Source organism: Parafrigoribacterium soli (assembly GCF_040227235.1).
GTDB classification, from domain to species: domain Bacteria; phylum Actinomycetota; class Actinomycetes; order Actinomycetales; family Microbacteriaceae; genus Parafrigoribacterium_A; species Parafrigoribacterium_A soli.
In genome coordinates this window covers 653,525-673,121 of record NZ_JBELNZ010000001.1, presented here as the reverse complement: position 1 = coordinate 673,121, position 19,597 = coordinate 653,525, and the positions used below count along the sequence as shown (strand labels likewise).

The window sequence follows — 19,597 nt, the reverse complement described above, 5'->3', positions numbered from 1 at the left end:
GTTTCTCGCCTATAGTGGTGCCACTAGCCAGCGTGACGGATACGGAGTCGACGAGTGTATATCGCCTCTGATTCCGGCGGTCCGCGCACGTGGTTTCTCGACCTGTCGCCGATCAGGGAGAGTCCCGCGTACATGCGGTTCTGGACCAGCGGCGTCGCCGGCGGAATCGGGACGCAGCTCACGGCCGTGGCCATCGGCATCCAGGTCTATGAGCTCAGCGGTTCGACGGCCGCTGTGGCGCTCGTCGGCGGGTTCGCGCTCGTGCCCATGGTCATCATGGGGATCTTCGGCGGAGCGCTCGTTGACGCCTTCGACCGCCGCAAGGTGCTCATCGTCGCCTCATCCATCTCCTTTCTCGCGCCCGTGGGCATCGCGACCCTCGCCTGGCTGGACGTGACCGAACTCTGGCCCTACTACCTCTGCACGACGCTCTCGTCGACTGTCGGCGCGCTCGTCGGCGCCGCCCGGTTCGCCATCCACCCCCGCCTCGTGCCGGTGCACCAGCTTCCCGCCGTCGCAGCGCTCAGCGGGGTCAGCGCGGGGCTGCAGGCCGCGGTCGGCCCGGCTCTCGCGGGCCTGCTCATCGCATCCGTCGGCTACGCCTGGACCTACTCGATCGACGTCGGGCTGTTTCTCATCGGATTCTGGGGCATCGTCTCGCTGCCCCCGATCGTGCCCGCCGTCGCATCGAAATTCGGCCTCGCCTCGCTCGCCGCCGGGATGCGCTTCCTGCGCTCCGCCGGAAACCTGCGCACGGCGATCGCCATGCAGATCGCCGGAATGGCCTTCGGACGCAGCTACGCCCTGCTTCCCGCGGTCGGCGCGCTGCTGCTCGGTGGCGGGGCGGCGACGGTCGGGTTCCTCGTGGCCTCCGGCGCGGTCGGCGTGATCCTCAGCGGCCTCATTTCGGGCCGTGTCGGCACGGTGCGCAGGCACGGGCGCGCGATCGCCCTCGCGATGGTGGCGATGTCGCTCGGTATCGCCATCTTCGGGTTTCTCGTGCTCATCCTCGGCAGCGCGCCACACGCCGTGCGCGCCGATCGCGTCAACCTGCCGGCGCTCATCTCGCTGTGCGTCGTGCTGATGGTCATCGGAGCGGCCGATAACGTCGCGGGCATCTTCCGCACCACGATGATGCAGTCCGCCACGCCGGATGAGATGCGCGGCCGCCTGCAGGGCCTTTTCACCCTCGTGCTCACGGCCGGTCCGCGACTCGGCGATGTCTACGCCGGTTTTCTCGCCGCCGCGCTGGCCCTATGGTGGCCGCCCCTGCTCGGTGCAGCGCTCATCCTCACGGTCGTCACGATTTGCTATCGCAGCCGAGAATCCTTCCGCCACTACGACGCATTGGACCCGATCCCGTGAGCACCGCATCCCCGCACACCGACCGGCCCGCCAAGCTCGCCCGCCTGCAGCAGTTGATGGATGACCGCTCCGCCACCGCACTTCACCTCACGACGCCCGAGATGCTGGCCTGGTTCTTCGACGGCCCCCGGGTCGCCGTTCCGTATGCCGGGGCACCGGTGTTCTCTGCGATCGTCAGGCGTGGCGGTGAGGTCACCGTGACCGCGCTCGCCAACGAGATCGACCGCCTGCGCGATGAGGAGCTCGGCGGCGATCTCGAGTTCCACTCCGTGCCGTGGCACGAACAGTTACCCGCGGCGGAGCCGGGCGTGCTGCGCGACGTCGACCTGGTCGGCGAACTGCGGGCCGCTCGCGCATCACTGCTGCCAGTCGAACGCGCCCGCTACCTCGAGCTCGGTGCCGAGGTGACGCGGGCGATGTCCGCCGTGCTGCGCGAAGCAACCCCGGACGAGACGGAACACGAGCTCGCCGCTGAGCTCGCCGCCGCGATCGTAGCTCTCGGCGCGGAACCCGTGGTGCTCCTGGTGGCGGGGGAGCAGCGCACCGGAGTGCAGCATCCGTTGCCCACCGGCGCGCGACTGGGCCGCAGAGCGATGGCGGTCGTCGGCGCACGCAGGCGCGGTCTCGTCGTCAACCTGACCCGCTGGGTCGAGTTCGACGACGGCGAGTCGCCCACGAATGCGGCGCTCCGCGAGGTCGAGGCCGACGCCTTCGCCGCCACCCGTCCCGGCCGCGAACTGCGCGAGGTGCTCGCCGACATCGCGGCGGCATACGAGCGACACGGCTTTGGAGCCGAGACGTGGCTGCGTCACCACCAGGGCGGGCCGACCGGATACCTGGGCCGCGATCCCAAGGCGACCCCGGCATCCCGCGACCTCGTCGTCGCCGGCCACGCCTTCGCCTGGAACCCCTCCATCGCAGGCGCCAAGCTCGAAGACACCGTGATCGTCGACGGAGACCGCATCGAACTCGTCACCGTCGACCCCGACTGGCCCACCGTTGACGTGCGCGGCCTGCCGCGACCGCTCGCGCTCACCCCCTGACACCTCGAACTCGCAGAAGCAAAGGAGAAACCCATGACCACTTTCGACTGGATCCGGGTCGACGGCACCAAGCTCGTCGACGAGTCAGGGCGCCCGGTGCGTCTCGTCGGCGTCGGCCTCGGCGGCTGGATGAACATGGAGAACTTCGCCACCGGGTATCCGGGCAACGAGGCGAACATCCGCCGCGTGCTGCTGGATCGCATGGGCCAGGAGTCGTACGACGCCTTCTTCGAGCGCTTCTACACCGCGTTCTTCGACGAGGCGGATGCCGCACACCTCGCCTCCCTCGGCATCAATTCCGTGCGCATTCCGTTCAACTACCGGCACTTCGAAGACGACGCGCGCCCGTTCGAGTTCAAGGAGGAGGGCTTCGCCAGGCTCGACCGCGTGGTCACCCTGCTCGCAAAGCACGGCATCTACTCGATCCTCGACCTGCACGCCGTGCCCGGTCGGCAGAACCAGCACTGGCACAGCGACAACCCGACACACATCGCCGAGTTCTGGCAGCATCCGCACTTTCAGGATCGCGTTGTCGCGCTCTGGGAGGCGCTCGCCGAGCGCTACAAGAACCGGCCGGAGGTGGCGGGCTACAACCCGATCAACGAGCCCTCGGATGAGAGCGGCGAGGTGCTGCCGGTGTTCTACGATCGCGTCGAGGCCGCCATTCGCGCGATCGACCCGAGGCACGTGCTGTTCCTCGACGGCAATAAGTACTCCACCGATTTCAGCGCCTTCGACCGCCGCGCGGAGCCGCTGCCGAACACCGTCTACACGGCCCACGACTACGCGCTGCCCGGAATCGCGCGCGCCACCGAGTACCCGGGCGTGACCCGCGGCGAGTACTTCGACCGCTCTGTGGTCGAGCAGAGCTTCCTGCGGCGCACCGAATTCATGCGTCGCACGGGCACGCCGATCTGGATCGGCGAGTTCGGCCCGGTCTACTCCGAAGACAGGTCGCAGGATGCCTGGCGCTACCAGTTACTGAGCGACCAGCTCGAGATCTACGAGGAGCACGGCGCGAGCTGGGCGCTCTGGACCTACAAAGACATCGGCCTGCAGGGCCTCGTCTACGCGAAGCCCGAAAGCCCATACCTTCGGCTGATCGGCGGACTCGTCGAGACGAAGCGTCGGCTCGGCATCGATTCCTGGGGCGGGTCGGATGCGGGAGTTCGCGACATCCTCGACCCGATCGACGCCGTGTTCGATCGAGAGTTCCCCGACTTCGCACCCTGGCCGTGGGGCAGGCAGCCGCACATCGCGGTGCTCGTGCGCCACATCCTGCTCGCGGAGCCGCTCGCCGAGAAGTTCGGCGACGCGTTCCGCGGCGTGACGCCAGCCGGAGCGCGGGAGCTCGCCAACTCGTTCGCCTTCGAAAACGCGGCCGAGCGCGCCGGCCTGTCGGAGCTGCTGCGCGCGCACCTCGCGCGGGGCTGAGGCGCGAGGGCTGCCGTTTGTCGCGGGGGCTGCCGAACAAACACCCGCCCTCGTGACAAACAGCAGCCCTGGCCGAGCTGCCCGCGTTCGCTGAGCTTGTCGAAACGGGGATGGGCCGAGCTAGGCGCGGGGAGTCACCACTCCGACGGAGGTGCGCGACATGACCTCGGCGCCACTCAGCTGCACCCGCTCGTTACCTGCGATCGTGAGCGAGACCGAGCGATCGCCGATCGTGAGCGTGCCTGCTATCGCCCGGGGCGACATCCCGACGACCGCGGTCGGAGTGCCGAGGGTGTCGGTGATCACGCGCCAGCCGCGCGGAAACGCAAGGTGCTCCACGCCGTCCCGATAGACCACCGTGCGCTCATCGTCGCCCGCCAGTTCGTAGCCGACCCCGCCCACGGTGCGCGCGTAGGCCATGGCTTCGACGGCCGCGTCGTGGTCCAGCCGGGTGGGCGCGAGGCCGGTGAACCACAGCTCACCGTCGGGCCGGGGCAGGATGCCGCAGTGCCGCTCGATCGCATCGAGCAGCCACAGAATTGACGGCGAGTACGACTCGGTGAACCCGGCCGCACCGCTCCAGGGGTCGAGGCACTGCGGGAACCGGTCGTGGCCGGCCATCGCCGCGAGCACCGGCATCGCCGAGAGCGCGAGCTCGGCCACGTGACCGTGGTGCTCGAAGGCGTGCGGCGCCCTGATGAGGCTGAGGAAGTTGCTCGGTCCGCCCCAGGAGTTGCGCGTGAAGTCGTGATCGAAGCGCGGATCGTCCATCGCGAGCGAGGTGAATCCATAGTGGGCGAAGAACTTGCCGGTGTTCAGCAGGTAGCGCTCGAGCGATGCGGTGAAGAAGGATGCGTCGCCGACCTCGCAGGCGAGCGTGCGCAGCAGCACGTCGGACTGCACGCGCACGAGGGCCCCGGTCGAGTCCCGGTCGTAGAAGATGCCGTCCTCGGCATCGAAGCAGTGCTCCCAGAGCGCGGCGAGCGACGCCTGCGCCTTCTCGCGCCACGGCTCGGCATCCTCGCCGAGCTCCTCGGCGATGAGCGCGAGGTAGGCGCGTTGGCAGGCCACATTCGCCGTGAGGTCCGGCGCCAGAAACGGCAGGATGGGCGAGTCTGGGTCGTACCGCCGGGCGTCTGCCCGGTAACCGCGATCGGGCACATGCCAGAAGCGCGGCGAGAGATCATGGCCGGTGTCGAAGGTGCAGAAGGCCTCCACGCATCCCGTGCCTCGCGTGTCGCGGTACGTCGCGAGCCACTCGTCGTAGCGCACCATGGCGTCGTACATCGTGCGGAGGTAGTCGCCGTCGCGCCCCGCGAGCAGGTAGTGGTTCCAGACGGTGCGGGCCAGCGGGGTGACGATCTGGATCTGCGAGAAGCCGGCCCCGGCATCCGTCACCTTGTAGGGGATCATGCCGTCGTCGCGCTGGCGCGCCGCGAAGAGCAGGTGGGTGGCTCGAGTGACTTGTGGCACGAAACGGGAGAGCAGCTCCGAGTTGATGGTTCCCGTGCTCTCGATCCAGCTGCCGCGGTAGACGCCACCCTCGTTGAGCACGGGCGAACTTCCCGCGATGGGGCGGATGCAGAGCGCGAGTTCCCGGATGGCCTGGTACCAGCGATCCTCGAGTGCTCCACCGATGGCGGCGAACCGCACCCCGGACTCGCGGAAGCCCTCGTGCACGGCGCCCGCGTCGATGCCGGCGCGCTGCAGGACGTCTGCCGAGCGAAGCCTGGCGAGGGAATCGTCGATCGCGGTCATGAAGCTATCCTTTCGCGCCGTGTGCGCGGGTGATGTGAAATCGGGCAAAACGCGCTCGCGGGCGGCCCCGATGGGGGACCGCCCGCGAGTTCTCGTGCTCCTCTTACTTCAGATCGGCACCGAGCTTCTGCACCCACTCCTCGGCGGCCTGCTGCGGGCTCTTGCGCCCGAACAGCACCTCCGCCTCTTCGTCCTGCGTGTACTTGTTCATGTTCGCGCCACCATTTGGCTGCGGCGGGGCGACCTCGCCGGAGTCGAGCACGGACTTCACGTACTTCGCGGCATCCTGGTTCGGACCCTGGAGCAGCGGGGTCACGACCGCAGCCATGTCCGGGTTGAACGGCACGCCACGGGTGTCCTTGATGAGCTTGAGCGCGGACGGCTCGTTGAGGAACCAGTTCATGAGCATTGCGGATGCCTCGGGGTACTTCGTTGCCGCATTGATCGACCAGAAGGCCGAGGGCAGCAGGGCAACGCCGTTCTTCTTGGTGTCCGTCGGCGGCGGCAGGATGATGGTCGTGCCACCCTTCTGGTACGTGCCGATCAGGTTGCTGTACCCGAAGGTGATCGCTGCCTGGCCGAGCGTGTACGGCTGCTGGTCCGGCGGAAGGTTCCAGCCGGCGGTGACCACGGTTGGGTCAGGCAAACCGCCGCCATCCTTGAGCTTCAGTTCCTTCTTATAGAGACCGGCGATGTCGTTCGGCTTCACCGCGAGCTTGCCGTGGAAGTCGTAGATGCCGGTTTTGGTCACCTGAGCCGCGTAAGTGCCCACGATGTCCTGCACGCGCAGGTCGACGCCGTATACCGGCGCTCCGGTGCTCGTCTTGAGTCCGGCTGAACCGATCGTGTTGGCGGCCTTGATCATGTCATCCCAGCTCCAGCTCGAGTCGGGAACCGGCACGCCGGCCTTCTCGAACAGGTCGGTGTTGACGAACGCCGCGGTCGCGTTGCCACCGGTCGGCAGGCCGTAGAGCTTGCCGTCGACTTTGGCGCTGACGGTCGAGAAGTCGGGATACTTCGACGCGTTGACGAGCTTCTTCACCGAGGCGAGGTCGAGCAGGGCGCCGGCGGAGCCGTACTCCTGCGGCTTCGCGCCACCGAGTGCGAACACATCGGGCGCCGTCGTTCCGCCGCCACCGAAGTCGGTCGCGAGGCGGTTGAAGAGGTCATCGGGGCTGCCGACCGGGGTCTGCTTGACCGTGATGTTCGGGTACTTCGCCTCGAACTTGTCGATCACCTGCGCGAACAGTGCCGCGCGGGCGTCGTCACCCCACCACGACATCTCGAGCGTGATCTTCTTGTTCTTGTCGAAGCCGCCGCTCGACTTCTCCTTCGGGCCTGAGCAGCCGCTCAGTGCGACCGTGGCGACGACGGCAATAGCGAGTGCCGCCTTCACCGCCGTGGAACGTTTCATACGCGTCATTGCGCCTCTTTTCATCGGGTGGTGGCTGAGCACCAACGTGGTGAGTTCGGTCCAGGGCCGTGTGCCTCGACCAACGATCTCCCGCAGGAATGACGCGCCTGTGAGAAACCGCTTTCACGGAAAATTAGCAGCCGGTGTCGGATTTGTCAACGAGAACAACAAACCTCAGTTTCGGGGGCTGCCGGTGGAGCGTCGAACTTCGAGGCGCGGCCGAAAGGTCACGTTCATGCTGGGTGTTTCGTCCGCGAGCAGGGAGCGCATGCGCTGCCAGGCCTGCTCGCCGAGTTCGGTGTGCTGCACCGAGAGCGTCGTGAGCGTGGGTGAGCTGTACCGGGCGAAGGGGATGTCGTCGAAGCCGGTCACCGACATGTCTTCTGGCACGCGAACGCCGAACTCCATGAGGCCGTAGAGCAGTCCGATCGCGACCAGGTCGTTGAAGGCGAGGGCGGCGGTCGCGCCAGAGTCCCGCACGCGAGCGGCGGCAGCGAGGCCGTCGTCGCTCGTTGCTCCACCGGGCATCCGGTCGATGCGCACGTCGGGCATCCGTCGTTCGAACTCTTCGAGCCCCGCGAGCCTGTGGTGGTTCGACACGCTGCCGGCCGGCCCCTCGACGAAGACGAGGTGGCGGTGGCCGAGATCCCACAGGTGCTGCGCCAGGTCCTGGATGCCCGCGCGATAGTCGATCGACAGCGACGGCGCATCCACCTCGGGACTCTCCCGGTTGATCAGCACGAGCGGGCGCAGGGAACCGGCGAGGGAGACGAGTTGCTCGTCGGACATGCGGGGCGCGCAGAGCACGACCGCGTCGCAGCGGCGGCGAATCTCGCTCACCAGCGGCGGTTCGTCACTTGGCGATTCGGCCGAGTCGGCGACGAGCACGCGGTAGCCGTCCTTCGCCGCGGCCTTGCTGAGGCTCGAGAGCATCGCCTGGAACGCCGGGTTCGCGAGGTCGGGCACGACGAAGGCGATCGCGCTGGTCTGCCCGAGCGCGAGGCTGCGAGCGAGATGGCTCGGCGAATACGAGAGCTCGGCCGCGACAGCGCGGACGCGTTGGGCCACGCTGTCTTCGCCGAAGAACCGGTCGTTCATCACGCGCGAGACGGTCGCGGGCGAGACTCCGGCCCGCGTCGCCACCTCGGCGATCGTTGCCGCGCCTGAACTCCGTTTCACTTGCGTCCTCCCATGACGTGACAATCTCACACGATAGCGCCCGGGTCGAAGCGGCGCGCTGCTGGCGGTTTGACGATTTCCATCCCCGCCGCCATAATCGAACATCACAACGTGAAACCGCTTTCTCGGCGCACCCGAATCGGCGGTCAACAGTCTACGAGGAGGTGCACCGTGAGCGGTCTCGGTGAATTGCGCTCGCTCGCGGTGAATGCCCGCCGCAGCGCAAACGGCCAGCGTGTCAAGCAACGAATGCCCGACAACCGCGCGGCGTTCATGTTCCTGTTGCCCTGGCTCATCGGGCTCGTCGTGTTCTCGATTGGGCCGATTCTCGCATCCCTGTATCTGTCGCTCACCGACTACAACCTCCTGAAGTCGCCGCTGACCAATCCGCCCCCCTTCGTTGGCTTTGACAACTACACCGAGATGTTCGGCGACTCGGCCTTCTGGAACTCCTTCAGGGTCACGGTGCTGTACGTGATCGTGTCGGTTCCGCTGCAACTCGCCCTCGCCCTGGCGCTCGCGCTCGTGCTCGATCGCGGCATGCGCGGCCTCGGCTTCTATCGCTCGGTCTTCTACCTGCCGAGCCTCCTCGGCGGCTCCGTGGCGGTGGCCATCCTGTGGCGCCAGGTCTTCGGCAAAGACGGCATCTTCAACGGCTTCCTCGCGCTCATGGGCGTTCACGACGCGCCCGGATGGATCGGGCATCCGGACTACGCGCTCGGCACGATCATGATCCTGCACATCTGGACCTTCGGATCACCGCTCATCATCTTCCTCGCGGGCCTCAGGCAGATCCCGGAGATGTACTACGAGGCGGCATCCGTCGACGGTGCGGGGCGAAGCCGGCGGTTCTTCTCGGTGACGCTGCCGCTGCTGACGCCCATCATCTTCTTCAACCTCGTGCTGCAGATCATCTTCGCGTTCCAGACGTTCACCCAGGCCTATGTCGTTTCCGGGGGAACGGGCGGCCCGGCGGACTCGACGATGTTCTACACGCTGTTCCTCTATCGAACCGGGTTCCTGCAATACAACATGGGTTACGCCTCGGCGATGGCCTGGTTCCTGCTCATCGTGATCGCGGCATTCACCGCCTTCAACTTCTGGCTATCGAAATTCTGGGTGTTCTATGACGATTGACGACGTACAAGTGCCGCTGCCACCCGCCGTAGTCGCGCCCGAGCCGAAGCCTGTCTCGCGCAGCCGCGGCAGGCGTCATCCGGTCTCCGCGAAGTCGGTGCTCAAGCACCTCGCGCTCATCGCGGGCTCGATCGTGATGATCTATCCGCTGATCTGGCTCGTGGTCTCGAGCTTCAAGCCGAACGACGACATCTTTCGTGACCTGAGCATCTTCACCACTCACCTGACGGTCGAGAACTACATCAACGGATGGAACGACCTGCAGTTCCCGTTCGGGGTGTTCCTGCTCAATTCGACGGTGATCGCGGTCGGATCGATCATCGGAAACCTGCTCTCCTGCTCGCTCGCGGCCTACGCCTTCGGCAGGCTCAAGTTCCGCGGTCGCAACATCCTGTTCGCCATCATGCTCGCCACGATCATGCTGCCGTTCCAGGTCGTGCTCGTTCCGCAGTTCACGATCTTCAAGGAACTCGGCTGGCTCAACACCTTCCTGCCGCTCATCGTGCCAAAGTTCCTCGCCACCGACGCGTTCTTCGTGTTCCTTATGGTGCAGTTCATCCGTGCTCTGCCGAATGAGATCTTCGAGGCCGCCCGCATCGATGGCGCAGGCCAGTTCCGCACCTACGCGCAGGTGACCTTGCCGCTCATGGTGCCGGCCCTCGCGACCACGGCGATCTTCACCTTCATCTGGACCTGGAGCGACTTCTTCGGGCCACTGATCTATTTGCGAACACCGGAGTTATTCCCGGCCTCCGTGGCCTTGAAGGGATTCCTGGATTCGCAATCCAGCTCAGACTTCGGCTCGATGTTCGCGATGTCTGTGGTGTCGCTCATCCCGCTGTTCATCGCCTTCCTCATCGGCCAGAAATACCTCATCAAGGGTTTCGCAACAACAGGGATCAAGTAGTGACCGCACCACTCCGCTACGCGATCGTGGGCACCGGCTCACGCGCGCAGATGTACATCGACGCCATCACGGGACCACACTCGGATGTCGCGCAGCTGGTGGCCTGGGCCGACACCAACCAGGGTCGCCTCGACTACTACGAGGGCCACCTCGCGGGTGCCGCGGCGCCGGCGAGATTCGCGCCGGAGGACCTCGAGCGCTCGGTGAAGGAGCTCGGCATCGACCGCGTGATCGTCACCTCGCCGGACTTCACTCACGCGACCATGGTCGTCGCGGCGCTCGACGGCGGAGCGGATGCGATCGTCGAGAAGCCGCTCACGACGAGCGTGGAGGGCGTGCGCGCCATCAGCGAGGCGGTCGCACGCACCGGACGCTCGGTCATCACGACCTTCAACTACCGCTACTCGCCGCGCAACACCGCGCTCAAGCAGCTCATCGCGAGTGGCGAGATCGGCGAGGTCACCTCGGTGCACTTCGAGTGGGTGCTCGACACGGCGCACGGCGCGGACTACTTCCGCCGCTGGCACCGCAACAAGAAGAACTCGGGCGGCCTGCTCATCCACAAGTCGTCGCACCACTTCGACCTGGTCAACTGGTGGCTTTCGGATGCGCCTGCGCGCGTCTTCGCGAGCGGTGGCCTGAGGTTCTACGGCGCCGAGAACGCGGCCCGTCGCGGCCTCGGCGAACGCCCCGAGCGCGGCTCGATCGACTCCCCGCTGAAGGACGCGTTCAGTCTCGATCTGCGCCTCGATCCGGTGCAGAGGGGTCTCTACTTCGAGCAGGAGCGCTTCGACGGCTACCGACGCGACCAGGACGTATTCGACGCCGGCATCACGATCGAAGACAACCTCTCGCTCGTCGTCGACTACCTCTCGGGCGCGAGCATGTCGTACTCGCTCAACGCGCACTCGCCGTGGGAGGGCTACACCGTGGCCGTGAACGGCACGGCCGGCCGGGCGGAACTCTCCGTGGTCGAGCGGGGCGCCGTGCTGCTGGATGCCGAGGGCCGCGTACTCGTCGATCCGAGCGCGCGGCCCAATGAGGTCGCCGCCGAGGACTACCGCCCTGTGGGCGACCGCCTCGTCGTGCAGAAGCACTTCTCGAGTGCTCGCGAGGTCGAGATTCCGGATGCCGAGGGCGGCCACGGGGGCGGCGACGCTCGCCTGCTCCACGACCTCTTCCGCGGCGCGGGTGACGACCCGCTGGGCCACACCGCGACCTGGCGCGACGGCGTCAAAGCGGTCTCGGTCGGGCTCGCGGGCAACCGCTCGCTCGAGACCGGCCAGGCCGTGCGCGTCGAGGAGCTCGGCTTCTCCGTGACGGGCAACTGATGAGCCGAATTCTCGTCACGGGCGGCTCCGGCCGGCTCGGTGCGAACGTCGTTGCCTCGCTCGTTGCCGCCGGCCATCACGTCGTCTCGGTCGATCGCACCGCGGTCGACGGCGTGCTGGCCGAACAGGTGGAGCACGACCTGCTCGACGCGGAGGCGACCACTCGCCTGTTCGAGCGGGTGAAGCCGGATGCCGTGGTGCACCTGGCCGCAATCTCGGTGCCGTTCAGCGCGCCCGAACGGGAGATCTTCCACACCAACACGACCCTCGCGCTCAACGTGCTCGACGCCTCCGTCGCCAGCGGCGTGCACAAGGTGCTCGTCGCGAGCAGCCCGACCGTGATCGGGTATGGAGCTCCGCAGGGCTGGGAGCCGCAGTACCTGCCGATCGATGAGGAGCATCCGCTGGCGCCGTGGCACTCGTATTCGCTGTCAAAGCAGGTGGTGGAAGAGGCCGTGGCGATGAATGTGCGAGCGCACGGCGACGGCATCCGGTTTGGAATCTTCCGCCCGTGCTACGTGATCGCGCCCGAGGAGTGGGCCGGCGCGCCGACGCAGCAGGGGCACTCCGTGCGCGAGCGCCTCGACGACCCCGCGCTGTCTGCCGTCGCGCTGTTCAATTATCTAGATGCCAGGGACGCAGGCGACTTCGTTGCGGCCTGGCTCGAGGGCGCCGATCGCGTGCCGAACGGCACCTGCTTCTTCGTGAGTGCCGCGGACTCGCTCGCCACCGGCCCGGTCGACGAGCTGCTCGCGATCCACGTGCCCGGCACGGAACGGGCCGCCGCCGGGCTGTCGGCATCGAGCCCGGTGTTCAGCTCGGCTCGCGCCGCGCGACTGCTCGGTTGGACGGCGAAGCGCAGCTGGAGAACGGAACTGATTGATGTGGAAGGCATGGAGATAGCTCGTGGCTGATGTGACCGGACCCTATGACGGCGTGATGTTCTTTCCCGTCACCCCCTTCGACGACCGCGATCGGGTGGCGGTCGACGTGCTCGACGAGCACATCGGCGGGCGGCTCGAGCACGGGCCCGCCGCGGTGTTCGCGGCGTGCGGCACGGGTGAGTACCACGCTCTCTCGGTTTCGGAGTATCGCGTCGTCGTCGAGCGTGCGGTTGCCGTCACGCTGGGCCGGGTTCCCGTCTTCGGCGGCACCGGCGGGCCGCTCGGGCACGCCCGTGAGATCGCCCGCGCGGCCGAGGAGAGCGGCGTCGACGCGCTGCTCGTCATGCCGCCCTACCTCGTTAACGGACCGCAGTCCGGGCTGACCGCCTACGTCGACGCGATCGCGGCATCCACCTCGCTGCCGCTCGTGGTCTACCACCGCGGGGCGGCATCCTTCACCGCAGACTCGATCACGCGACTGCTCGAGAACCCCCGGGTCATCGGCATCAAGGATGGCGTGGGCGACGTCGCCCTGGCGCAGGAGTTCGTGCTGCTGGCGCAGAAGGCGGGGCGCAGCGACATCCTGTTCTTCAACGGCCTGCTCACCGCGGAACTCAGCCAGGCCGCGTATCGCGCCGTCGGCGTTCCGCTCTATTCCTCCGCGACCTTCGCGATGGCGCCCGAGATCGCAAACGCCTTCTATCGCGCCTACGCCGACCACGATGAGGCGCTGCAGCGGGTCTTCCTCGACGAGTTCTATGCGCCGCTCGTGCACCTGCGCGACGAGGTGCCGGGATTCGCGGTCGCGCTCATCAAGGCCGGGCTTCGCCTCGGCGGGCTGCCGGTCGGCTCGGTGCGGGCTCCGCTGACCGATCCCGACGCCGCACAGGAGGAGCGTCTCGCGGCGATCCTCGCGCGCGGCCACGAGCTCGCGGGATGACAGAGCGCACGATCGCCGGGTTCGAGACCCGGCTCATCACCATCCCCCTGTCGAGGCCGTGGGGGGCGGATGTCCGCCAGATCTCCACGATCGAGGTCGCCGTCACGACGGATGACGGCGCTCGCGGCATCGGGTTCTCCTGGACGCCGTCGATCGGTGCCCGGGCCGTGCAGGCAATGCTCGACCACGACATCCGCTCGTTTGTCGTCGGCCTACCCGCCGAGCCCGGCAGCTGGCAGGGGGTCTGGGAGCACCTGCACGAGGCGGGCGGTGGCGGCGTCACGACGATCGCGCTCGCCGGGCTCGACCTGGCGCTGTGGGACCTGCGTGGTCGCACCGAGCAGAAGCCGCTCGTCGACCTGCTCGGTCGCCGGCACGAGTCACAGCCGGCGTACGGCAGCGGCGTGAATCTGCACTACTCGGATGACGAGCTCGCCGAGCAGGTGCGTCGCTGGATCGCATCCGGCTTCGATGCCGTGAAGATCAAGATCGGCCGACCGGACCTCGCCGACGACCTTAGGCGCGTGTCGATGGTGCGTGAGTTGCTGGGCAGCGAGCGCGCGCTCATGGTCGACGCGAACCAGCGCTGGGACCTCGAGCGGGCATCCGTGGCGGCCGAGGCGCTCGCGCCCTTCGACATTGACTGGCTCGAGGAACCGCTGCGGGCCGACGACACCGCGGGCTACGTCGAGCTGCGGGGCCGCACGAGCATTCCGATCGCGCTCGGCGAGAACGCCCACACCGTCTACCGGTTTCGCGACCTCATCGATGCCGGTGCGTGCGACGTGGTGCAGCCGAACATCGTGCGCGTGGGGGGAATCACGCCGTTCCTCGAGATCGTGGAACTGGCGCGCGACAGGGGAGCGACGCTTGCGCCGCACCTGCTGCCGGAGCTGTCGGCTTCGGTGGCTCTGGCCCTGCCGGAGACGACCTGGGTCGAAGACGTCGAGGATGCGCGGTTCGAGCAGTTGGGCGTGCTCGCGCGGCCGAGCGGGCTTCGCATCGAGCACGGCCAGGCGATGCTCAGCGGCGCTCCCGACGGAATAGGCATCGAGTTCGTCTGATTTCGCTACGACAGGCTCAGCGAACGCGCGGTCGCTAAGCCTGCCGAAGGCTTAGCGCGTGCGGCTCGCGGGGGTCGTCTGCGCCTCGAAGCGTCCGCCTCCCTTTGCATAACTCAGGCAATTCGGCGCGGAAGAGACCAGTAGCCGCACGATTGCGGCGTCGTGCACGCGCCGCAGGCGATTCTGCCTGAGTTATGAAAACGGGACGCGCGCACAAAGGTGAGGCTTGTGCGGTCGCTGCGCGACCACTCGACCCGCGCGAACCCTAGAGGGCCGGGGCGATGCCCGAGATGCTCGACAGCGGCAGCGTGCGTTCGATGGCCGACTTGCGGTCGCGCGCCCGCAGCCTCCCGCCGCCGAGGCTCGTCGGCTCGAGCTGGTAGTCCACATCCGTGCCGTTCGGCATCGTGATCGTCACGGTGAGTGCGGCCTTCGAGCGGATGGCCACCTCGAGTTGGCGCACCAGCCAGGCCTGGTCGTTCTCGTCGTCGCCGTCGGATTCGCCGAGGCGCAGTCGCTCGATGAGCGCGTCGACCGGGTCCGGCGCGGAAGCGACCGCAACCCGGGTCGAATGATGCCGGCGCAGCGAGACGATCGAGCCGTCGGCATCCTCGGCGGCCACCGGGTAGCGCGCCTCGCTCACCGCCCAGAACAGCACGTCGCGGTCGCAGCGGGCGAGGATGCGCGAGCTCGAGACGCGAATGAGGCCGAGCGCCGACAGCGACTGGTCGACCGCGATCGCGGAGAGGAGGTCGGCGTCATCCGATCGCAGGTAGCTTCGCGCGGCGGGGTGCGCGATCACCGTGTCGTGCAGCTCGCCGGCGCGCACCAGCCCATAGCGCTGCGCGGTCTCGGCGATGAGGTAGTCTAGCGGCTGCGGGATGCCGGTGAGCGAGATTCCGCCGAGAAACTCGAGCAGCGACTCGGCGCTCTCGCCCGCCGCCATCGCCCGGTTGAGGCTCGACGCCGAGATGCGATAGGTGGATGCCAGCGACCGGTTCTCCACGTCGGCGAGCGAGCGCAGGCGCGCATCCACCTCGGGCGTCAGCGGCCCGGGAGCCACGACGGAGAGGTCGTGCTGCAGGTAGACCTGCTCGACCTCGGGCGGCAGGAGGGCGGCCATGCTGCTCGCTGCCGCATCCGTCTTGCCCGCCAGCAGCAGCGAGCCGGGGCTGCTGGGCGCGTTGTTCGCGGTGATGCCGAGCAGCTCGGCGTGCACGGTTCCCGCGCTGACCCGCTCGTCCATCCAGTCGCCGCCGGCCGGGTACAGCCAGTCGATGTATCCGCGCAGCCCGGAGCCCCACAGCGATCGGGTGCGTTCGCTCAGCAGGTGGCGGATGTCGCCGGGGAGCGCGTCGAGCCAGGCCGCGCTCAGCAGCACCCAGCGCGTGCTCGACGGCTGCAGCAGCCAGGATGCGCCGGCCTCGGTCACCATCCAGGTGTTGCCCTCGCGAGCAACGAGCGCCGCCCGGTCGGCGACGGCGAGGTGCACGGGCACGGCGTCGAGGTCCACGGACATCGCGCTCGCGAGCCGCTTGCTGTCGGGCAGTGCGATGCCGCCGCGGGAGAGTTCACGCGCCGGTTCGTGCTCGAGCCCGGTGAGCAACTCGGTGATCGCGGTGGTCGTCGCGAAGGCACGATCGGCGGCGAGCCGGTCGACGAAGCGCCGATCGGTGTCGGGCACCGAGCCGAGACTCGCGGGCTGTGGGGCGGATGCCAGCTCCGCTTCCCCGGGCAGTCCGAGGCTCGGCCAGGCCGCGAGCTTCTCCCGCACGCTGTCGTACACGGTGATGACGTCGCCCTCGACGGCGGCGAGCAGCAGCTCGGCGCACTCGGCGGCCCGGGCGGCGACGGACTCGGGGCTCGCGGTACGTGCACCGAGCGAACGCAGCTGGCTCGCAACATCCGCGGTGCTGGGCGCGGTGCCCTCGACGGCGAGGGAGCCGGCCGCGGCGAGCACGGCGAGGGTGGGGCGTTCGAGGCGGGAGAGCGTCTGCTGCACGGAGGCCTCGGCGAGGAACGCCTCGGCGAGGTCGAAGAAGTCTTTGATGCCTGTGGTGCTGAAGCCACGCCGGCGCACGGCCTCGACGAGCTCGGTGTTGCTCATGCCTCGCAGACGGCTCGCCAGTGCGAGCACGCTGCTCATCTGTGTCTTCCCGCCGCTGCTGGGCTGCGCCCCGCCAGCGGTCTGCCGCCGTGGGGCGTGCTACCTCTTGGCGTTCGCATTCGCGGCCTCACGACCGCGGCGTCGGGCTCCGAGCACGAGCAGGGCGACGATGAGCAGAAAGCCGATCGGAAGCCCGATGAGCGGCGCGTAGGCGACGGCCGGCCAGATGCCCTGAGCGAAATCGGGGCCTGTCATTCCGTTGAAAGTGCCGACGATCACGGCGAAGAACGCCACGATCGACAGCCCGACGATCGCAACGATCATGTAAGCGATGACGCGTTCGTTACGATGGATGGTTGCTGGGGTCTCTTGTGCCACAGTCTCAAGGATACGGGCAGGCGATGGCCGTATCCTTATTGTTTAGGCCCGCGTGCTGTTCAAGCCACCGAGAGGAACGTGCCATGCCCACCGGCAAGGTCAAATTTTACGACGACGAGAAGGGCTTCGGCTTCATCAGTTCTGATGATGGCCAGGAGGTCTTCCTGCACGCCTCGGCGTTGCCATCCGGGGTCACTTCGGTGAAGGCCGGAACCAAGCTCGAGTTCGGCATCGCCGACGGCAAGCGTGGCGCCCAGGCGCTGTCGGTGCGCGTGCTGGATGCGCCGCCGAGCCTGGTGAAGATGAGCCGCAAGCCCGCGGATGACATGGCGATCATCATCGAAGACCTCGTGAAGCTGCTCGATGGTGTCGGCTCGAACCTCAAGCGCGGTCGCTACCCCGAGGGCAGCCACAGCAGGACGATCGCGGCCATGCTGCGCAAGGTCGCGGACGAACTGGATGCCTGAGGCGAGCGGTTCTGAGGCGGCCGGTTCTGAAGCAACCGCAGCCGACTTCGACCTCGGTCGCGCCGCGCTGCTCGAGATCACGAGCGCCGAGACGATCGGCGAGAACGCCGGATCGGTCGACGAGGGCGAGGGCGTGATCTCGGTGCACTTCGAGACGACTCTGGATGGCTACCCCGGCTGGCACTGGACGGTGAGCATCGCGCGCGTCGACGGCGAGGAGCCGTCGGTGCTCGAGACCGAGCTGCTGCCCGGCGACGGCGCACTGCTGGCTCCCGACTGGGTGCCGTGGGTCGATCGGCTCGCCGACTACCGCGCCGCGCAGGATGCCGCTGGAGTCGACGGCGGAGAGGCCGAAGACGAGCCGGATGTCGAAGACGACGATGAAGATGACGACGACGAGCTCGACAACTGTCTGCTGCACGGCGGCGACCTCGACGGCGTAGACATCGACGACGCGCTCGAGTCGGATGAGTCGGATGACGACGACGACTCGGACGACGACGACGACTCGGATGACGACGACGATTCCGACGAGGACGACGACGACGAGGCTAGCGGCGCCTGAGGCTCGTGTAGAGGATTCCGACGAGTCCTAGCGCGAGGCCGACGGCGCACGTCCACAACAGCACTCCCGCGCGCCCCGTGAAGGCCAGGAGCGCGACAAGGGCGAGCAGCCACAGCGCGGTGCCGACGAGCATGGCCTTGCGGTCATCCGTCTCCACCGGCGCGGGGTCAGGCCGTCGCTCGGAGTCCTTCAGCCACAGGCGCATCCCCTAACGCTACCCGGCTTTCGTTCCCTGAGCTTGTCGAAGGGAGCGGGGTTTCGATCCCTGATACGCGGGTTGAGTAGCGAGGCACGAGCGTATCGAAACCCTGGTGTGTCCTAGGTTTCGATACGGCCGCGGGCGGCCTACTCAACCCGCCCGATAGGCGGGTTGAGTAGCGAGGCACGGGCGTATGGAAACCCCACTCTGTAGTTCGCAGCTGAGATTTCGACAAGCTCAATCCGCGGTCATCCCGTTGGTCGAGCCTGTCGAGACCGGAACGCGACTACAGCTTGCCTACGACGTACTCGATCGACGCGATCAGCTGCCGCACGTCCGCGGGGTCGACCGCGGTGAAGGTGGCGACCCGCAGCTGGTTGCGGCCGAGCTTGCGGTAGGGCTCGGTGTCGACGATGCCGTTGGCGCGCAGCGTCTTCGCGATCGCGGCGGCGTCCACGGCGTCATCGAAGTCGATGGTCACGACCACCTGCGAGCGGTGGTCGGGGTTCGAGACGAATGGCGTCGCGTAGTCCACCGCATCCGCCCATTCATACAGTGCGGATGACGATTCCTTGGTGCGCGCGTCGGCCCACGCCAGGCCGCCGTTGCCATTGATCCACTGCACCTGGTTCTCGAGCAGAAGCAGGGTCGACAGGGCCGGAGTGTTGAGGGTCTGGTTGAGGCGCGAGTTGCTGATCGCATTGGTGAGCGAGAGGAACTCGGGGATGTAGCGGTCGGTGCCAGCGATGCGTTCGACCCGCTCGAGCGCGGCGGGGGAGAAGAGCGCGAACCAGAGTCCGCCATCGGATGCGAAGTTCTTCTGCGGTGCGAAGTAGTAGACGTCGGCCTGCGACGCGTCGAAGTCGACACCGCCGGCGGCGCTCGTCGCGTCGATGACGGTGAGCGCACCCTCGTCGCCGTGCACCCGGGTGACGGGAGCCATGACGCCGGTGGAGGTCTCGTTGTGTGGCCAGGCGTACACGTCGACTCCGGCCAGCGGCTGCGGTTCGCTGCGTGAGCCGGCATCCGCCTTGATCACGCTCGGAACCTTGAGCCACGGTGCGCCTGCCGCCGCAGCGAACTTGCTGCTGAACTCGCCGAAGACGAGGTTCTGGCTGCGGCGCTCGATGAGGCCGAAGGCTGCGGCGTCCCAGAAGGCGGTGGAGCCGCCGTTGCCCATGACGACCTCGTAGCCGTCGGGCAGGCGGAACAGTTCGGCGAGCCCCGACTGCACGCTCGCGACGAGATTCTTGACCGGTGCCTGGCGGTGGGAGGTGCCCATGATCTTGGCGCCTGCGCCGGCGAGGTAGGCCAGCTGTTCGGGGCGCACCTTCGATGGACCTGCGCCGAAGCGTCCGTCGGCGGGCAGGAGATCAGTGGGAATTGTCAGCTCGGGCATGCAGCAATTCTAGGGGCGCGGTTTAT

General features: G+C 67.6%; 18 protein-coding genes. 11 read left to right on the top strand and 7 right to left on the bottom strand.

Annotated elements, in window-relative coordinates:
- Positions 1 to 54: 54 nt before the first annotated feature.
- The 3 genes from ABUA37_RS03270 to ABUA37_RS03260 are packed head-to-tail and all read left to right on the top strand — an operon-like array spanning position 55 to position 3,842.
- Positions 55 to 1,365 carry an MFS transporter gene (locus ABUA37_RS03270; RefSeq protein ID WP_349897683.1) on the top strand — a complete coding sequence of 437 codons (1,311 nt, stop codon included), beginning with the start codon at positions 55 to 57 and terminating at the stop codon, positions 1,363 to 1,365.
- Positions 1,362 to 2,408, top strand: coding sequence for a M24 family metallopeptidase (locus tag ABUA37_RS03265; RefSeq protein WP_349897682.1), 1,047 nt, complete (start codon positions 1,362 to 1,364; stop codon positions 2,406 to 2,408). Before ABUA37_RS03270 ends, ABUA37_RS03265 begins: the two co-directional genes overlap by 4 nt.
- 33 nt (positions 2,409 to 2,441) lie before the next feature.
- On the top strand, positions 2,442 to 3,842 hold the full coding sequence (locus ABUA37_RS03260) for a glycoside hydrolase family 5 protein (RefSeq protein ID WP_349897681.1): 1,401 nt from the start codon (positions 2,442 to 2,444) through the stop codon (positions 3,840 to 3,842).
- Positions 3,843 to 3,962: 120 nt separating this feature from the next.
- Here the strand turns inward: ABUA37_RS03260 and ABUA37_RS03255 are convergent, their stop codons facing one another.
- From ABUA37_RS03255 to ABUA37_RS03245, 3 genes are all read right to left on the bottom strand, one after another.
- A complete protein-coding gene (locus ABUA37_RS03255) occupies positions 3,963 to 5,600 on the bottom strand; it encodes an MGH1-like glycoside hydrolase domain-containing protein (protein WP_349897680.1) in 1,638 nt (545 codons plus the stop codon).
- Between the two features lie 103 nt (positions 5,601 to 5,703).
- Positions 5,704 to 7,023, bottom strand: a complete 1,320-nt coding sequence (locus tag ABUA37_RS03250; RefSeq protein ID WP_349897679.1) for an ABC transporter substrate-binding protein — start codon at positions 7,021 to 7,023, stop codon at positions 5,704 to 5,706.
- A gap of 165 nt (positions 7,024 to 7,188) precedes the next feature.
- Positions 7,189 to 8,193, bottom strand: coding sequence for a LacI family DNA-binding transcriptional regulator (locus ABUA37_RS03245; protein ID WP_349897678.1), 1,005 nt, complete (start codon positions 8,191 to 8,193; stop codon positions 7,189 to 7,191).
- 171 nt (positions 8,194 to 8,364) lie between these two features.
- On the opposite strand from ABUA37_RS03245, the gene ABUA37_RS03240 reads away from it, so the two are divergent.
- The 6 genes from ABUA37_RS03240 to ABUA37_RS03215 are packed head-to-tail and all read left to right on the top strand — an operon-like array spanning position 8,365 to position 14,456.
- Positions 8,365 to 9,330, top strand: a complete 966-nt coding sequence (locus ABUA37_RS03240; RefSeq protein WP_407075331.1) for a carbohydrate ABC transporter permease — start codon at positions 8,365 to 8,367, stop codon at positions 9,328 to 9,330.
- Positions 9,320 to 10,237, top strand: coding sequence for a carbohydrate ABC transporter permease (locus ABUA37_RS03235; RefSeq protein WP_349897677.1), 918 nt, complete (start codon positions 9,320 to 9,322; stop codon positions 10,235 to 10,237). Before ABUA37_RS03240 ends, ABUA37_RS03235 begins: the two co-directional genes overlap by 11 nt.
- Positions 10,237 to 11,568 (top strand): Gfo/Idh/MocA family protein, encoded by a 1,332-nt coding sequence (locus tag ABUA37_RS03230; RefSeq protein ID WP_349897676.1) that lies wholly within the window; start codon positions 10,237 to 10,239, stop codon positions 11,566 to 11,568. The genes ABUA37_RS03235 and ABUA37_RS03230 overlap by 1 nt, the downstream gene beginning before the upstream one ends.
- Positions 11,568 to 12,482: an NAD-dependent epimerase/dehydratase family protein gene (locus ABUA37_RS03225; RefSeq protein WP_349897675.1), complete on the top strand. Its 915-nt coding sequence runs from the start codon at positions 11,568 to 11,570 to the stop codon at positions 12,480 to 12,482. The genes ABUA37_RS03230 and ABUA37_RS03225 overlap by 1 nt, the downstream gene beginning before the upstream one ends.
- A 25-nt stretch (positions 12,483 to 12,507) precedes the next feature.
- Positions 12,508 to 13,392: a 5-dehydro-4-deoxyglucarate dehydratase gene (locus ABUA37_RS03220; RefSeq protein WP_349897882.1), complete on the top strand. Its 885-nt coding sequence runs from the start codon at positions 12,508 to 12,510 to the stop codon at positions 13,390 to 13,392.
- Complete coding sequence (locus ABUA37_RS03215) at positions 13,389 to 14,456, top strand: mandelate racemase/muconate lactonizing enzyme family protein (RefSeq protein ID WP_349897674.1); 1,068 nt, start codon at positions 13,389 to 13,391, stop codon at positions 14,454 to 14,456. The genes ABUA37_RS03220 and ABUA37_RS03215 overlap by 4 nt, the downstream gene beginning before the upstream one ends.
- Positions 14,457 to 14,721: 265 nt before the next feature.
- Here ABUA37_RS03215 and ABUA37_RS03210 read toward each other — a convergent pair whose 3' ends face one another.
- Both ABUA37_RS03210 and ABUA37_RS03205 read right to left on the bottom strand, forming a co-directional pair.
- Positions 14,722 to 16,602, bottom strand: a complete 1,881-nt coding sequence (locus tag ABUA37_RS03210) for a helicase-associated domain-containing protein (RefSeq protein ID WP_349897673.1) — start codon at positions 16,600 to 16,602, stop codon at positions 14,722 to 14,724.
- A gap of 60 nt (positions 16,603 to 16,662) precedes the next feature.
- Positions 16,663 to 16,941, bottom strand: a complete 279-nt coding sequence (locus tag ABUA37_RS03205; RefSeq protein WP_349897672.1) for a multidrug ABC transporter ATPase — start codon at positions 16,939 to 16,941, stop codon at positions 16,663 to 16,665.
- An 83-nt stretch (positions 16,942 to 17,024) separates the two neighbouring features.
- Between ABUA37_RS03205 and ABUA37_RS03200 the strand changes: the two genes are divergently transcribed.
- A complete protein-coding gene (locus ABUA37_RS03200) occupies positions 17,025 to 17,408 on the top strand; it encodes a cold-shock protein (protein WP_349897671.1) in 384 nt (127 codons plus the stop codon).
- Positions 17,401 to 17,973: a DUF3027 domain-containing protein gene (locus ABUA37_RS03195; RefSeq protein WP_349897670.1), complete on the top strand. Its 573-nt coding sequence runs from the start codon at positions 17,401 to 17,403 to the stop codon at positions 17,971 to 17,973. The genes ABUA37_RS03200 and ABUA37_RS03195 overlap by 8 nt, the downstream gene beginning before the upstream one ends.
- On the opposite strand, the gene ABUA37_RS03190 is transcribed toward ABUA37_RS03195, so the two are convergent.
- Together ABUA37_RS03190 and serC are read right to left on the bottom strand one after the other, a co-directional pair.
- A complete protein-coding gene (locus ABUA37_RS03190; RefSeq protein WP_349897669.1) occupies positions 17,960 to 18,178 on the bottom strand; it encodes a DUF2530 domain-containing protein in 219 nt (72 codons plus the stop codon). The two genes, ABUA37_RS03195 and ABUA37_RS03190, sit on opposite strands and share 14 nt — an antisense overlap.
- Before the next feature lie 280 nt (positions 18,179 to 18,458).
- Positions 18,459 to 19,571 (bottom strand): phosphoserine transaminase, encoded by a 1,113-nt coding sequence (gene serC, locus ABUA37_RS03185; protein ID WP_349897668.1) that lies wholly within the window; start codon positions 19,569 to 19,571, stop codon positions 18,459 to 18,461.
- Positions 19,572 to 19,597 lie beyond the last annotated feature (26 nt).

Coding starts and splice junctions, on each gene's coding strand:
- ABUA37_RS03260 (WP_349897681.1), top strand. CDS start 2,442: ATGACCACTTTCGACTGGATCCGGGTCGACGGCACCAAGCTCGTCGAC.
- ABUA37_RS03190 (WP_349897669.1), bottom strand. CDS start 18,178: ATGCGCCTGTGGCTGAAGGACTCCGAGCGACGGCCTGACCCCGCGCCG.
- ABUA37_RS03210 (WP_349897673.1), bottom strand. CDS start 16,602: ATGAGCAGCGTGCTCGCACTGGCGAGCCGTCTGCGAGGCATGAGCAAC.
- ABUA37_RS03200 (WP_349897671.1), top strand. CDS start 17,025: ATGCCCACCGGCAAGGTCAAATTTTACGACGACGAGAAGGGCTTCGGC.
- ABUA37_RS03220 (WP_349897882.1), top strand. CDS start 12,508: ATGTTCTTTCCCGTCACCCCCTTCGACGACCGCGATCGGGTGGCGGTC.
- ABUA37_RS03195 (WP_349897670.1), top strand. CDS start 17,401: ATGCCTGAGGCGAGCGGTTCTGAGGCGGCCGGTTCTGAAGCAACCGCA.
- ABUA37_RS03255 (WP_349897680.1), bottom strand. CDS start 5,600: ATGACCGCGATCGACGATTCCCTCGCCAGGCTTCGCTCGGCAGACGTC.
- ABUA37_RS03235 (WP_349897677.1), top strand. CDS start 9,320: ATGACGATTGACGACGTACAAGTGCCGCTGCCACCCGCCGTAGTCGCG.
- ABUA37_RS03215 (WP_349897674.1), top strand. CDS start 13,389: ATGACAGAGCGCACGATCGCCGGGTTCGAGACCCGGCTCATCACCATC.
- serC (WP_349897668.1), bottom strand. CDS start 19,571: ATGCCCGAGCTGACAATTCCCACTGATCTCCTGCCCGCCGACGGACGC.
- ABUA37_RS03225 (WP_349897675.1), top strand. CDS start 11,568: ATGAGCCGAATTCTCGTCACGGGCGGCTCCGGCCGGCTCGGTGCGAAC.
- ABUA37_RS03250 (WP_349897679.1), bottom strand. CDS start 7,023: ATGACGCGTATGAAACGTTCCACGGCGGTGAAGGCGGCACTCGCTATT.